The organism is Ruegeria sp. AWH4_226 (assembly GCF_056159225.1).
In genome coordinates, this window is record NZ_JBSWUU010000003.1 from 121,683 (window position 1) to 135,839 (window position 14,157).

12 protein-coding genes, 1 tRNA gene and 2 pseudogenes are annotated in these 14,157 nt (G+C 54.1%); 10 read left to right on the forward strand and 5 right to left on the reverse strand.

Translation table 11 applies throughout. The annotated features are described in order from the left end of the window. Window positions 1–26 precede the first annotated feature (26 nt). A complete protein-coding gene (locus ACXAET_RS18980) occupies window positions 27–1,013 on the reverse strand; it encodes a 2-hydroxyacid dehydrogenase (RefSeq protein WP_475188847.1) in 987 nt (328 codons plus the stop codon). A 171-nt stretch (window positions 1,014–1,184) separates the two neighbouring features. On the opposite strand from ACXAET_RS18980, the gene ACXAET_RS18985 reads away from it, so the two are divergent. Then, window positions 1,185–1,673 carry an SH3 domain-containing protein gene (locus tag ACXAET_RS18985; protein ID WP_475190164.1) on the forward strand — a complete coding sequence of 163 codons (489 nt, stop codon included), beginning with the start codon at window positions 1,185–1,187 and terminating at the stop codon, window positions 1,671–1,673. 315 nt (window positions 1,674–1,988) lie between these two features. Next, window positions 1,989–2,063: transfer RNA gene (locus ACXAET_RS18990), tRNA-Gln, on the forward strand. Window positions 2,064–2,236: 173 nt separating this feature from the next. Here ACXAET_RS18990 and ACXAET_RS18995 read toward each other — a convergent pair. Continuing rightward, entirely contained in the window at window positions 2,237–3,394 is a 1,158-nt protein-coding gene (locus tag ACXAET_RS18995) for a recombinase family protein (RefSeq protein WP_475190168.1), read from the reverse strand. A 6-nt stretch (window positions 3,395–3,400) separates the two neighbouring features. Further along, window positions 3,401–3,508: pseudogene (locus ACXAET_RS19000) on the reverse strand (recombinase family protein); the annotation flags it as partial. Window positions 3,509–3,561: 53 nt separating this feature from the next. Here ACXAET_RS19000 and ACXAET_RS19005 point away from each other — a divergent pair. The 4 genes from ACXAET_RS19005 to ACXAET_RS19020 all read left to right on the forward strand — a co-directional run bounded on the left by ACXAET_RS19005 (window position 3,562) and on the right by ACXAET_RS19020 (window position 7,065). Next, window positions 3,562–3,822, forward strand: coding sequence for a hypothetical protein (locus ACXAET_RS19005; RefSeq protein ID WP_475188850.1), 261 nt, complete (start codon window positions 3,562–3,564; stop codon window positions 3,820–3,822). 13 nt (window positions 3,823–3,835) lie between these two features. Then, on the forward strand, window positions 3,836–4,351 hold the full coding sequence (locus ACXAET_RS19010) for a type II CBASS E2 protein (protein WP_475188856.1): 516 nt from the start codon (window positions 3,836–3,838) through the stop codon (window positions 4,349–4,351). Then, complete coding sequence (locus tag ACXAET_RS19015) at window positions 4,299–5,363, forward strand: CBASS cGAMP-activated phospholipase (protein WP_475188859.1); 1,065 nt, start codon at window positions 4,299–4,301, stop codon at window positions 5,361–5,363. Before ACXAET_RS19010 ends, ACXAET_RS19015 begins: the two co-directional genes overlap by 53 nt. A 127-nt stretch (window positions 5,364–5,490) precedes the next feature. After that, window positions 5,491–7,065, forward strand: coding sequence for a nucleotide-binding domain-containing protein (locus tag ACXAET_RS19020; RefSeq protein ID WP_475188863.1), 1,575 nt, complete (start codon window positions 5,491–5,493; stop codon window positions 7,063–7,065). Between the two features lie 293 nt (window positions 7,066–7,358). On the opposite strand, the gene ACXAET_RS19025 is transcribed toward ACXAET_RS19020, so the two are convergent. Next, window positions 7,359–8,315, reverse strand: coding sequence for a restriction endonuclease (locus tag ACXAET_RS19025; RefSeq protein ID WP_475188865.1), 957 nt, complete (start codon window positions 8,313–8,315; stop codon window positions 7,359–7,361). A gap of 459 nt (window positions 8,316–8,774) precedes the next feature. Between ACXAET_RS19025 and ACXAET_RS19030 the strand changes: the two are divergent. From ACXAET_RS19030 to ACXAET_RS19040, 3 genes and pseudogenes are all read left to right on the forward strand, one after another. Beyond that, window positions 8,775–8,924, forward strand: a pseudogene (locus tag ACXAET_RS19030) (integrase core domain-containing protein); the annotation flags it as partial. A 347-nt stretch (window positions 8,925–9,271) separates the two neighbouring features. After that, window positions 9,272–10,393, forward strand: a complete 1,122-nt coding sequence (locus ACXAET_RS19035) for a hypothetical protein (protein ID WP_475188871.1) — start codon at window positions 9,272–9,274, stop codon at window positions 10,391–10,393. Next, window positions 10,390–10,962: a hypothetical protein gene (locus ACXAET_RS19040; RefSeq protein WP_475188875.1), complete on the forward strand. Its 573-nt coding sequence runs from the start codon at window positions 10,390–10,392 to the stop codon at window positions 10,960–10,962. The genes ACXAET_RS19035 and ACXAET_RS19040 overlap by 4 nt, the downstream gene beginning before the upstream one ends. Window positions 10,963–11,940: 978 nt before the next feature. Here ACXAET_RS19040 and ACXAET_RS19045 read toward each other — a convergent pair. After that, a complete protein-coding gene (locus ACXAET_RS19045; RefSeq protein WP_475188880.1) occupies window positions 11,941–12,744 on the reverse strand; it encodes a DUF1194 domain-containing protein in 804 nt (267 codons plus the stop codon). 665 nt (window positions 12,745–13,409) lie between these two features. Between ACXAET_RS19045 and ACXAET_RS19050 the strand changes: the two genes are divergently transcribed. Next, window positions 13,410–14,156, forward strand: a complete 747-nt coding sequence (locus ACXAET_RS19050) for a porin family protein (RefSeq protein ID WP_475188882.1) — start codon at window positions 13,410–13,412, stop codon at window positions 14,154–14,156. Window position 14,157 lies beyond the last annotated feature (1 nt).

Here is a 14,157-nt window from a genome sequence, read left to right on the forward strand (position 1 = left end):
AAAACTGTTTCTGCGGCGCGGGCGCGTCACAGCATAGATGGGACAACTTGGTCCGGCGGGCGGTGTCCGTCCTCAAAGGTTTTGATGTTGATAATGACCTTCTCCCCCATCTCGATCCGCCCTTCCAGAGTGGCTGAGCCCATGTGGGGCAAAAGAACGACATTCGGCAATTGCCGCAAACGCGGGTTCACCTGAGTACCGTGTTCATAAACGTCGAGGCCCGCACCCGCGATATCACCAGACCGGATCAGGCGGGTCAGTGCGTTTTCGTCAATCACTTCACCCCGAGAGGTATTGATAACCACAGCGGAGGGTTTCAACAGCTTCAAACGACGCGCATTCATCAGGTGAAACGTGGATGGAGTCGACGGACAATGGACCGAGATAACATCCATCCGCGCCACCATCTGATCAAGACTTTCCCAATAGGTTGCATCAAGCTCCTGCTCAGTCTCGGGGCGCAACCGGCGACGATTGTGGTAATGAACTTGCATCCCAAACACGCTGGCACGGCGCGCCACGGCCTGCCCGATCCGACCCATTCCCAGAATCCCAAGACGCCGGCCACCGATCCGACCACCCAGTAAGGCTGTGGGCGCCCAGCCGGACCAATCCCCCTGCTGCATCAGGCCAATACCTTCGGGCAGGCGGCGCGTGACAGCAAGGATCAGAGCCATCGTCATGTCCGCCGTGTCATCGGTCAGAACGCCGGGTGTGTTAGAGACAAGGATGCCGCGCTGTCGCGCTGTCGCAACGTCAATGTTATCGACACCCGCCCCGTAGTTGGCAATCAGGCGTAGGTTTTCGCCCGCCTGCCCCAACAAGCCACCATCAATTGTATCGGTAACTGTAGGAACCAATACATCAGCACTTTGAACCGCAGCGACCAGTTCTTCGCGCGACATGGGGGCATCATCGTCGCGCAGTTGAACATCGAACAACTCGCACAGCCTGGTTTCCACTGCCTCGGGCAACCGTCGCGTTACGACAACACTCAGACGTTCTCTTGGCACCTTTGCCCTCCCATCGCTTTGCAAATCTTTGCGCGCCATGGCATCGTGGCGCAGGATCAGGCGGGGCACAAGAACCCCAATCGCATTGAGACGACCTTTTTTCGAAACCAGATCAACAGGCACAAGAGCAGGCAGTCAGTGAGTGGTTTTCTAACGGTAAAACGCCGCCTTCTGGTGATTTCGTGCGCATTTCTTGTGTTTCTGGGGGCATTCAGCGCCAACGCACAAGACAAGCGTGGCCAAGTCACAAACCTGCCGATACCCCGCTATGTTTCGATGAAGGCCGCCGAGGGCAACGTGCGCCGCGGCCCGTCGCTGACGCATCGAATCGATTGGGTTTTCAAGCGGCGCGGTATGCCGCTGCAAATCACGGCCGAATACGGCAATTGGCGCAAGGTGCAGGATCGTGACGGAGCCGGAGGATGGGTACACTATGCACTGCTTTCAGGTGTGCGAACTGTCCTGATCGATTCCGAATTGCTGCCCGTCTACACAAATCCCGACCCCAATTCCCAAGTCAGCGCCAAATTCGAATCCGGCGTGGTGGCACGCCTTGGGAAATGCAGTCTCGATTGGTGCCACATCTCGGCTGGCGGGTATCGTGGCTGGGCAGAGAAATCCAAGCTCTGGGGCGTCGACCCTTCTGAAATCCGCGAATAGTGCGGCGATCAGACCACCGCGCAAGACCGGGCAAGTCTTGCAATTCGAACCAAGCACCCACGTTTTCGCATGTCCGGACCGAATGGGGCAGATCTTCGGCACGCATATTTGCGTTCTCTGTCTCTTTCACCATTTCGTGACTTATCAACTCCGGGTGATATGCGGCGGCGCTCCTTGTGCCCCGCTGCTAAACGAATGCCAGGTTGACTGTTCCGGACTATCGGACATGACAAAAATATTTTTGCCCAACGCCGATTTTTTCGCCCAAAAGCTCTTGAACCCTCCAAACAACAATCGTAGACAGCGCCTCATCGTTGGGGTGTAGCCAAGTGGTAAGGCAGCGGTTTTTGGTACCGTGTATCGTAGGTTCGAATCCTACCACCCCAGCCAAACACTTCTCTGATTTCAGACCCTGAGAAGTTGCCGGGCAATTGCCGCGTGTTTCCGGGCGCTTGGCGTGCGACGCTTCCAGCCGAGACGCAGTCCCGAGCACATTCGAGGCCGTTTTCGGGCCGCAGTCTCTGTTTGCAAATCCGGCGGTACGAGTTTGGCAGGTTCTGATGTCAGAGCGCTGCGAACTGCTCGCGCTGTTCTGACCAGATTGCGGGGAACCGGGTCTTGATCAGATAATCGGTGGTGAGACCTTTGGGTTGTTCACCCTGAACGATTGACCCAAGAACATCAGGGGCAAGCAACGCGAGACTAGTCACGTCCTGGACGCGCCGTTTTGAAACGCCATCGGCTTCTGCGATCTCCGAGAAGGTCTTTCCCGCAATAACCATCGACAACCAACGCCGTCCCTTCACGATGTTCTGCACGAGAGTTTGGTCGATCTCTGGTGGCGGTGCACCCAAATGCAGTTTCAACTCCACCCCGCGCCGGCGCATCTGGAAGGGAGCTTCAATCATCAATTCCGGCTGATTTATTTGTTTCGATTGGAACCCCAACTGCTTTGCGAGAACGGCAGCACTCAATTGCATGGTGACCAAACCCGGTCGCAAATCAGCACGTTCGACGAGTGCCAAGCATGCCTGCGTCGGCGTCAGCTCTTTCAGTTTTTCGGCCGCCGAGACGATCTCCGCCGCTGATGCATTCTGGATCATTGACGACGCCGCATCAGGTCGGCCCAAATGCTGCGCAACCAAATCTGTCAGAAGCCTTTCAACCTGCTCGGCGGGTAGCCGCCAGGCGTCAGGATGTTTCCGACTGCGATCTTTGACCAGCCTGCGGGAGATATAATAGCGCAGACGTTTGCCATTCTTGCGGCTGTGGCTGGGTGTCAGGCGATCGCCAGTGTCATCGAAGAGCTTTCCAGCCAGCAGAGATGTTGTTGCCCTTTTTCTTGAACCGCGTGCGATGGGGGCCCTGCCTTGCAGCATATCCTGAACCGTGTCCCAGATCTCAGGATCAATGATCGCAGGATGCTGCCCTTCATACACCTGCTGTTTGTGACGGATCCGTCCGGCATAGACCGGGCTACTCAGGATGTGCTGGAGGTGACCACGATCAAAGTGTTTTCCGCCTGATATCCGACCACCCGCCCAGTTACGGCACCGGGACCTGAGGTCGAGTTGCTCTGCCCGCTCTTTCACCTCTCGCAAAGCGCCGTGTTTCAGATAGAGGTCGTAAAGCGTCCGGATCGTGGTCGCTTCATTCTCGTCTATCTTCAGCGATCGGCCATCAGGCTGATAGCCAAGTGGAACGCTCCCACCCGTCCACATGCCCTTGCGTTTTGAGGCTGCGATCTTGTCGCGGATGCGCTCTGCCGTGACCTCACGCTCGAACTGGGCAAAACTGAGCAGCATGTTGAGAGTCAGCCGCCCCATGCTGGTGGCCGTGTTGAAGCTTTGGGCAGGCGCTCATAGATCGGCTTAAGAATCTCCAACGCGTGGGGTTTGATCCAGCGGTTATCCAATCGACCTTCGACGATCTTTTCGGCGAAAAGGCGGGTGAAGTAGCATTGCAGGCCTATCATCAGGCGCGGATGGTCCAGCTTGAACACGGCGCGCTCGGAATGAAGCCGGGCGGAGAGTTCAAGCCCGCGGCCCCAGCTTTAGGCGCCGGTGTTGCGGCCGCAAGCGGCCTCATCACACCGGCCCGAGCCAACACCAACATGGGGGGCGTCGTGCCCGATGATAACTGTTGGTAACCAAATCGCGGATATGCGCGCGGTTCTTCCGGGCTGGTCATGCGATCAGCTGGACAATCGAACTGCCGTTTGGCATGGCACACTCACACCGCATAATACGACCTATAGGTTGCGCGTGGAATACACCGAACCTCTGTTGCCCGAGGGGCGGTCAAATCTCTATCTTCAGCCTCTGGTTGAGGTGTTAAATCCGACGCTGATACGGAGATTTGGAAATGCGGAAGGCTCGCTCCCGCATGTCTATATTGCACATCCGCGAACGCAGCGGCACGGCCCCTTTCTTTGCCTCTTTGATGATGAAGCAAACGAATGGACACCCGATGATCGCATTAGTGAAATTACCATCCCTTGGACTTCAAACTGGCTCAGTTGCTACGAGTGCTGGTTGTTGACGGGTAAATGGTTCGGCACGAGCAAGCACATCAGGTCAGAAACAGATAGCCGCAATCCAGTCGCGGCAGCATTGGAACGTTACCATGGATCAACCTCAGTGGCGGCGGTCACACGGCACGATTTTTCATCAGCGTGAACAGCTCGAATGGACGGCCGACACCTTCCGCATCCTCTCGATCGATGGTGGCGGTATTAAAGGCATATTGCCTGCCGCCGTGTTGGCCGAATGCGAGCGGCGATTTTTGAAAGGCGGGTCCGCAGCGGCCTATTTCGATTTGCTGGCAGGGACATCGACTGGTGGCATAATCGCGCTTGGTCTGAGCGCTGGTATGCGTGCGGCGGAGGTTCTTGACATTTACCTTACCCACGGTGGGAAGATCTTTCCCAAAGGCTGGACCCCGCCATTTGCTTTGGGTCGGGCGGCAAAATCCGTCTACGGATTTGCGCGCAACATGGCCGTCTACCGCTATGACCGAGAGCCCTTGGAGCGCGCCCTTAGGGACTGTTTCGGCAACAGAACTCTTGGGACTTTGGATAGGCGGCTGAACATTCCGACCTTTGATGGTTTCAACGAGGTCACCGTTCTAAAGACCCCGCATCACCCTGATTTTCGCCTAGACTGGCAGGAGGAGATCGTCACAGCCGCCCTCGCGACCTCCGCAGCGCCTACCTTCTTTTCGACCTACCGAAATGGCACGCGTCACTTTGCCGATGGAGGTGTCTGGGCAAACAATCCAGCCATGGTCGCGTTGGTTGATGCGCTTTCGTGTTTTGATCTCGACCGACATACCGTCGACATTCTATCTCTCGGATGTGGCGAACAGGATCTGCGGTTGTCAGACTCGCAGATTAAGTGGGGCGGGATGTTTCACTGGCGCACAATCATTGAGACAGCCATGCATCTCCAAAGCCAAAACGCAGTGGGTCAAGCCGGTCTGCTTATAGGGCGGGACAGATTACTGCGGGTAACAACTGCACCTTCATTGGCTCCGATTGCGATGGACGACTTTGAAAGAGCACGTGATGAGCTTCCTGCGCAAGCACGGCGGCTTGTTGAGGAGAACGCCCAGCGGCTAGAATCTCTCTTCGATAAGGAAAGGCCTCGGGTAGATTTTTTTCATGGGGAACACAAAGATGAGTATGAGTGACTGTGTTTGGGAAGTTTCATTCTCCAATGTCACTAGACAGCAACTTTTTCGCCGACCGTGGGCATACGGATATCAGTCGCCTAATTTCATGACATTTTTGCAGGGACTATTTGGAGTGGAAAACTAAATGAGCATTCTCTTTTCGCCTTTTAGTTCCAATTTTTTGGAGAAGCTTCTGGAACAAGTTGAGGTTACGCAAACTCAGTATGAGCAGGCTCAAAGAGCGTACAAATCACTTGGCGATTGGCTTGAGCGGCCTAAGTCGGAGCTTCGCAACCGAGCCCCAACTGTATACGTGCAAGGATCATTCCGCCTCGGCACCGCGATTAAGCCGAGTTCGTCGGATGATGACTTGGACATCGATGTCGTGTGCGAGATCAAAGGAAGCAAGGCAGAGGATACACAACAGCTCGTCAAGAACTTCGTCGGCTATGAGGTAAAATCCTATGCTGATGCTCACGGCGTCAGCATCGATGAACCGGGAAACCGCTGTTGGACCCTTCTCTATGCGGATGGTTCTAAGTTTCACATGGATGTTCTTCCCGCCATCCCAGACGCTGAGGGTAGGCGTGTCTTGCTCGAACAGCGCGAGCTGGATACGAAGTGGACTGATACTTCACTTGCTATCACAGACCAAAGAGACCCAAATTTCAAAAAGATCACGCCCACATGGCCACATAGCAATCCCAAGGGTTTTGCTAGCTGGTTTGCCGAGCAAGGTGGGGATGTCTATCGAGAACGTCGCCAAGCAATCTTTGAAGAAGAACGCAGCGGTATCTTTGATAGCGTCGATGATGTCCCAATGTTTCGCGTTAAGACACCGCTACAGGGTGTCGTACAGCTTCTGAAACGTCATCGGGATATTATGTTTGAGGACAGACGCCATGAAAAACCGATTTCGATCATTATCGCGACCTTAGCTGCGAGGAGTTACGGCTCGGAAAACGATCTTGCTTCTGCTCTTTTCGCCATCCTCTTCAGTATGGATAGACACATTGAGGATAGAGATGGCGTTGCGTGGGTTCAAAATCCAACCGACCCACTCGAAAACTTCGCTGACAAATGGGAACTGGAGCCCAGGCTTGAGGAGTGCTTCTACGAGTGGTTGGAGCAAGCACGTGACGACTTTGAGACTATCGCCGGTGCTTCTTCTGGTGCAGCGCTTCCAAATCACATGGCTGAGCGATTGGGGTCTGGCTATTCAAAGGCACTCGATGAGGCTGTCGGTCCGAAGCTTGAATACGCGCTGGCACCAGCGAGCAACAGTTTTGCAGTTAGGCCAGTACCTGAAATTATTCAGCTAGCACCTCACAGAAAACCGGCAGCATGGGCGCAACATCCGACCGCAATGGGGGAAGTGAAAATTGTTGAAGCTCGGGCGGGCAAGAGCCGGTGGCGGTCCGTCCGATTTCGGAGTGGGGACAAGCCTCTGCCAAAAGGCTGCGATCTACGCTTCCGCGCCAAAACGACCGTCTCAAAACCTTTTGATGTTTTCTGGCAGACGACCAACACTGGGCCAGAAGCTGAAGCGAAGGGTGTGGAAGGTCTTCGTGGCGACATAGATGACGTTAGAACTGAAGCCGGAGGTCTCGTTCGCAAGGAGACCACATCCTATACCGGGTCCCACAGCATAGAATGCTTCATTGTAAAGGATGGCTATCTTGTCGCGCGAAGCGGTCCATTTGTTGTGAACATCGCCTGACGAATAGGGGACACCAAATGCTCGCATGCGCGATGCATCACACCCTACACACTCAAGTCACGAAAATATGCCGGAGCTCATGAACTATGTCCAATAGAGGGCCATCACCCCGTGAAGTAACGAAGCTTCTTGTATGGGCGCGCGCGGCAGGAAGGTGCCAGTTCAAGAACTGTCGGAAGCCTCTGGATCACGATCTTCTTGCGGGAGTGTTTGACCTCAATAGCGCGTAAGGGCCGCTAATTTCTAGTATGCGTGCGTATGAATGAGCGCGACGAAGCTCCCTGAAACCGTATCTACCACAGGGACGTCGGCCTGAGACCATCAGCGCCATGTCCCTCAACCTCGGCAAGGGCCAGTTCCTTCCAATCTGCCCTTAATCGTCCGCCGGAGACGCAATCTCCAGCCCGAAGAATGTTTACAATGTCCTGCCCGGAAAACAGACGTACCGGATAGCGATCCGCCTCGATCTCTTTCTGTGTCTGTTCAGAGTACCACGACGTTGTGAAATACAGTCCGAACTGGCCTCGCCCAAGCCGCGCGACGAGACGGGAAACCTGATCCGGCGTAATGGCCGTCTTGTAGCGTTTGGCCTCGCCCAAGAACTCAATCTCATAGTCAATCGGATAGGGCATCTTAAACATACCGAAGAAGTCGATGCCGTGGTCGCCGGTCCTCCTTGTTCGCGTGACGCGGTGCTCGAGGCCCGGAACGATGTCCGGCAGCTTGTCGATCAGAGCCACCGTGAATGCCTCGAACTCAGCAGGCGTCAACGCTGCAACATCATTGAGGATCTTCTCATCATCTGATCCTGAAGCCGGCACCTGCTGCTGCTTGCTCCGCACCTTAGAAGACCAGACCTGCCGCCGTTCAATCTTTCCCTTCATGGCCTTTCGCCAGACCTCAGGTGCGAGGTTTCTGTCGGCCTTACGAACATCATCGGCCATGACACGTTGCCGAAGCCATTCTGCGGGAACCGTCTCAGTGTCGAGGATGGAAAGAAGGATGCGCAGGTTCTTGATCGGCTTCCCTTCGTCCTCAAACCAAGCATGTCTGACGTCGGACAGGGCGCAAAGACCATTGAACGTCAGCCACCCCGATCTCTGTTTCGAGAAATGAAGGATCAGCCACATCACATGCGAGTGTTCTTGCGGAAGAGTGTCCAAAGTTTCCGCAAGCAAACTAGAGCCATTGGTCGGAAAGAAGTTGACTGCGGCCAATGTGTTGGCATTGAAAACCAAGTTACGTTGCATTGAGTGCAACTCCTCTCCGGACAGGATTTACGACGACAAGATGAAGCAGCTTTTGGGTCCGCCAAAAACTTAACATAATGGCGCTTACGCGTTTGAGGTGGCGATCAGTCGATTACGTGCCGATCGCCGACTCCGTGAAAAATGTTCACTTACTATGCCGAGTGGATAATCTCAGATTGGTGGGCTCCGCACGGGTTCGCCGCCATCCCCACTGTCGCAATTGATCCGCCCCACCGTGCGCCGTCTCCTGCGGTCCCTGCGCTTCTATGGGTCCGGGTCCCCTGTCACAGCCCAGCCGAAATTGACCAAACCGCTTGAATCAGGAAGCCAGTGCCTACGTCTCCGTGATCTTTTCAAACTCAGGCAGAAACTCGAGATGATACATCTCGAGATAACGTGTGACGCGTGCATTCGCGATGAGTTCTGTTTGGCACCGCGTGTTGGCTTGAAGATCGGCAAATGGATCACGGTCGAGGCGCTCCGTATCATCCGCAAACTCAGGGGAAGATTGAGCGATGGCACCAGACCTTGAAAAACCGCATCTTGCTGGAAAACTACTACCTGCCCGGTGATCTCAGGCAGCAGATTGATGCCTTTGTCGATCATTATGCATCAAACGAATGTCGCTAAACTTCGTAGAGCCGAGCACTGATATGTAGATTTGGTCGTCGTTTGAGACAAGGGTCGCCTCGCTCCACTCTGCTGATGTTGGTGGATTGCAGTCTTGTTTAACGACTCAATGTTGGCTTCGGAATTGACCTTCAGCCGATACTGCGTTGTAGTGTTTCGTGCGCAAGCCTGAACACGTTCACCATTTTCAGATGGTGGAACCGTAGTGAATGAAACGCAGTTTAGATTGTGGTACTTTGCCCCCTACAGGAACGCGTTGGCAGCGGTCTAGCTTCAGCCGTGAAGGCGGTTGTCAAAGGGAGAGACCGTGGTACTTGGAGGCTAGATTGAGAAGACTGATTAGCAGCAGCACCGAGGCCAACGCGTGGGCCACTAGTCAAGGTCATACACCTCTTTCGATCCAAGAAGGAACAGTGCTTTCAGCTGCGATGCGTCATGCAAGCCGTTTGAACCCTATTAGGATCGGCAATTACCGAAACTATCGGGGGGTGACGGCCCACATTGAGGCCTTGGCGCTTCATAGTTCTTCGCCAAACGCCCTTGCCGCTGTTTCAGGCGATAAGTACTTTGTCGCCGTCACGAATGGGTTGTACGAGCTGAGCCTTGACCTTGCGACCACGGTCTTTGCAACCTGGAATGCCCTCCCAGCATTTGGGGAGCACGAATTGGAAGCGCCGGCAAGCACGCAAGCGCCGTTCAGAAATATCAATATGCATAATGAAATCGAACCCGGTTTCATGCGTAGGTTACCACAGATATTGCCAGTGTGCCCTGTACGTCGTGACTTTGCCTATCTCGTCACAGAGTTAATGATTTGCTGCGCGCTTTATCACGAGGAGGCTCACGTATTTTGGGGACACATCGATTACCGCGCATCGGTCGGCGACTCACGTGATGCGACCTTGGAAGAGAAATCGCCCATGCAACCTGGCGAGCTCAGCGCAATCCTCAACTGGTGCGAGATTGGTGCGGATCGTATGGCTAGAGGCAAACTACTTGGCCTGCCGCACATGGAGCATTTCCTCAAAAACCATCGAACCTACAATGTGAGCCTTCGCGAGGGCATTTGCCTCGCATGGATCGCCACCACGTTCCTGGGTTTTATGTTTGCGCTCCTTGGCCGAAGAGCCAACCTTTTCGCGCCTCTCCAATGGAAGAGCCATCCGCATGGCATTATCCGTGCGAGAGAAATGATACTACCATCGTTTGCACAGCAGTGCGCGTCTCAGTGGCCTGAGGCACCTTACCTGGATGCATACGTTGACACGCGACATGCCTTGCAAACGTTGAGTGGCATTTGGCCTCACTTCGAGGTGTTTGAGTATGCACTTGATCCGACTGACGATGTGTCACGCGCGATTGATGCGTTCAATGGCGATGTACTTCATCCATACCAGTCTGAGTACGCCGAAATCGTAGAAACTTATCAGTTCAGAGAAGCGATATGAACGAAAAAAACAGTCTGCTGGATTCTATGCGTAGATGCGCGCCTGCGCTGTCTGAGTTGCCGGATGAGGATTGGGCCACTGTCTTCTCCTCATTCATTCGTCAGGATCCCGCCGCCTCAAACAACAGCCATATGGAGCTCATCAGCTTCATCAATGAAGGGCGCGGTGGCGCACAAAGCCGAAAAATCGGGAACATCGCGCTGAGCTGGTCTACCCTCTTTCGATCGGTTCCCGGATTGGTTTTGACCGCTGCGGGCGTCGTATCGCAGCCTTGGCTGGTGCCTTTGGCGGCACTCGCAATCTGGAATGAACTATCCAATCAGGCAACCGTTGAGCTTGGCGTCAAACATGCCGCCGCCATCAAGGCCATCTGGGAGAGCACGAGGAGCGTTATAGAACTCACAGAGGAACAAGCGAGAGACGCCACCAACGATTGCTTGAAAAAGTTCGACGAGAATTCACTTGGCGTTTCGTCATTCGCCGTGATCATAAACGATCTCGACAGGATGGGATGCCTCCGTTTGAAGGATGGGCGAATTCGCTTGATGGAAGCCGTATCTGTCTCATAAACCCCAAGGGGACCGTGGGACAATTTACTCTCCCTACACTTCAAGTTTAACCAATTCACCGAATTCGACCGCCTTCGATCAACCGGCTGCGCTCTGCCTGAGAATACTGGGATTCTCACCGTTCTCCTAGCGCCCGAGCGAGTCCCACAGCAGGCTCGATTGTCATCAATGATGACTGGGCTGATCACGCCGAACGCTCTGAAGCTTTTCTTGATCTGAGCGATCTGCGCCTTCGAGTGGAGCTTGGCGTTCGTCGGATGAGGCACCAGAACTGATGGTGGCAAGTACTCGATCTTCGGATCATCGACCGCCTTCTCCACCACGCCATCCGGTTCGGATGTTTGGTTAGTTGGTCTTTCATTGTTCATACGGATTCCTCCGATCAAAAAAAGATTACTCCCCTGCTGTGGTGAGCAGGAGAAGGTCGCTCCCTTTTTGATCGGAGCCTATCTATGTATCGCCGCTGGAATTTCCGCAAGTACCACATGTGGGGATCTTTTGGCGTACTGGTCGCGAGCCAAACAAGCGTTGTGCAGGGCAATTGGTGACTTGCATCTACGCTCTCTTAGCTTCCCTGCTCGGGAAAAATATTTCCCTGTTGTTTGCGAAGAATTTCCCTTTTCTTAGGCATAGGGAAGTCCGCACCAACGCATTGAATTCCCTCCAGAAATCGTGAGCCAGCATAGCGTAAATCGTCAATATTCGACCGATTTCCCTGTAAATTCCCGGTTTTCAGGGAAATTCAGCGGAGACCGGATAGCTGAAGACTGCGTGCACAGCCACAATTATCCCTGCGTTTTGAATTGACCATAAGCGCGAAGACTTCACGCGTTTCTTACAAATCGATGTCAAAGCGTTTGTTTACTTACAGCGAGTCGAACACATCCTTTTGTGCGGGTTGCCTTGGAACAACAGGACCTTCCTATTTTGCGGCGAGTCTTGTGTGTCGAAACGTGAGATTTGATATCTGGGTCGTTTCTAAGGTTCGCTCCAGATGTGTCGGTTCCGTTCCCAGATCTTCTCACCGATCAAACAGTCGTAATCTGTGATCGGAGCGTATTGTGCCGGGATAATCCTTTCGGGCAGCGGCGCGGATGCGATTTCCAGCACGAGTTTTCGGCGTACAGCCTCTGCGAAATCCTGCCAGTCAAACACCGGAATTACAAAGGAACCGGGTCCGCCTGTGACGCAGTTCTTGTAGTAAACGTCAAGGTCGTCAAGATGCCACTGGTCTCCCATACCTTCGCGGGTCATCAACGGTAACCCATTTATAATAATCGACTTCGACAATACTGTCTTACGAGCTCGCAAGACCGGGCGACCCTGATTGTTCGGCCCGTCACCTGACACGTCGATTACCCTGCGAAGGCCGTTGAAATCGTTCCCTTCGATCATCGCCGCCCCAAAGATCAGGGCCTCAGAGATCGACGTTCGGCGCAGGGCGGGATCGAAACGTGAAGTCAGAACACGCGCAAATTCGTCCAGATCAGCGCGCGTTTCCAAAAGTCTCCAATCAACGATCACTTCTTGCGTACCGGCCCACTCGACATACGTCATGGCAACCCGTTGCAGCAGGCCCGACTGAACCGCTGTGAAAACCTCATCCGACTGCAGGGCTGCTGCATAGCCTTGTCGTTGAATCTCAAGCTCGCGCTCCGTCATCGACCGGGATACGTCAACGAGAAGGACAAGCTCAAGATCTACCTCTATCTCATCAGCAGCGGTAGGCGACGACAATAGAAGGGCGGACGTGACGATGATTAGGATTTTTTTACTCAGCATAAGTAAACCGGTGGTGCGTTGACGCCTTAAGTCAAGGAACGAATGTCAATGAAGTTGCCAGATGGGAGCCCTAGATTAAGATTTCGACAGATTACGCAGGCCCCGAAAAGAAAGGCCGCGACACTACAATCCAACGAAACACTGAATCACGAACGGCTGAGCGGGCTTGTTGCCTTGCCGTTCCAGGTGCGGCTCACGATGGTTGCGGTGCTGTATCTAGGAATTGGTCGGTGGCTTCGTCCACAAAACTGCGACCCATTGCTTGGGCGCGTAGGTTTAGCTTGCTCTCAAAGGATATTGGTTGCGTTTGCGGCCCTGTCTGCGACCATTCACATGCGGCGCGGTTCGGGCGACAAAGAGGTCATCAATGCCTGATGTTTATGTCGCGATCCGCCGTGCCGGTTCGCTGGGCTCAATCCGGTGGTGCCATAGCAAGTTTTTTACAAAATACCAAAGCCTCCGGTTATGATGTACTGATAACTGCAAGCTCCTTTCCTGCAACGATTTCCGGGGCGTTTCAGATCAAGGTCAGGCGCACCCTGTCCTATCTGGCTCGGACGTCCCCGGATTTCGATGAGTGCCAGGAACGCGGGAGTCCAAAGGCAAAAAGGATTGGCAACCGTCTGACAAACACCCGCAACTCGGGGACCATATGGGAGAGGGAAATGACACCAGCGCAAACGGCAAAGCTTAGCCTCATTACATCGGCTGCGCTTGCAACCATGGCAACAGCATCTTCGGCGCAGCAGTCAGATTGGTCTTACTGGGCCACGATTTACCTCTACACGCCCGAGACCGAAACCAGCTTTGAAACCCCTGTGGGCAAGCTGGACGCCACGCTGAGCTTTCAGGACGCGCTGGAAAACCTGGACTTTGCCTTTATGGGAACACTGTCCGCATCAAACGGACAGTGGAGCGTGCTGGCCGATTATAATTATACAAACCTGTCTTTCGGTGGAACAGGTCCAGCAGGTGGAGAGCTGGAAACATCGGTCAAAACGCAATTTCTATCAGCCTTGCTGGGTTACAGGGTACGCAACGACCCCTCTGTCAAGGTTGATCTTGCGGGTGGTTTCAGATGGTACAGCACAGATACCGACTTCACATTCACACCGGGCGGGGCGCCGCCGCAACGCAATGCAGCCGATGACAGCTGGTTCGATCCAGTCATCGGTGTCAGAGCCCGCTTCACCTTGTCTGACTCGTGGACCAGCACTGCATATGCAGATTACGGCGGTTTCCGCAGCGGCAGCCAGACATGGTCGGTTCTTTTGACCGCCGACTATGCCATCAATGACAGGTGGGTGCTGCGAGGCGGATATAGGCACATCTCATTTGATCACGAAATTAATGGCAACGATTACACCTTTGATCAGTCTGGACCGGTGTTTGGTGCCACCTATCGGTTCTAGG

What these genes read in the sequence shown, in the direction of transcription:
- ACXAET_RS18995 (WP_475190168.1), bottom strand. Translation starts at nt 3,394, where the DNA reads ATGTGGACGGGTGGGAGCGTTCCACTTGGCTATCAGCCTGATGGCCGA.
- ACXAET_RS19010 (WP_475188856.1), top strand. Translation starts at nt 3,836, where the DNA reads ATGCGCGCGGTTCTTCCGGGCTGGTCATGCGATCAGCTGGACAATCGA.
- ACXAET_RS19015 (WP_475188859.1), top strand. Translation starts at nt 4,299, where the DNA reads ATGGATCAACCTCAGTGGCGGCGGTCACACGGCACGATTTTTCATCAG.
- ACXAET_RS19020 (WP_475188863.1), top strand. Translation starts at nt 5,491, where the DNA reads ATGAGCATTCTCTTTTCGCCTTTTAGTTCCAATTTTTTGGAGAAGCTT.
- ACXAET_RS19025 (WP_475188865.1), bottom strand. Translation starts at nt 8,315, where the DNA reads ATGCAACGTAACTTGGTTTTCAATGCCAACACATTGGCCGCAGTCAAC.
- ACXAET_RS19040 (WP_475188875.1), top strand. Translation starts at nt 10,390, where the DNA reads ATGAACGAAAAAAACAGTCTGCTGGATTCTATGCGTAGATGCGCGCCT.
- ACXAET_RS19045 (WP_475188880.1), bottom strand. Translation starts at nt 12,744, where the DNA reads ATGCTGAGTAAAAAAATCCTAATCATCGTCACGTCCGCCCTTCTATTG.
- ACXAET_RS19050 (WP_475188882.1), top strand. Translation starts at nt 13,410, where the DNA reads ATGACACCAGCGCAAACGGCAAAGCTTAGCCTCATTACATCGGCTGCG.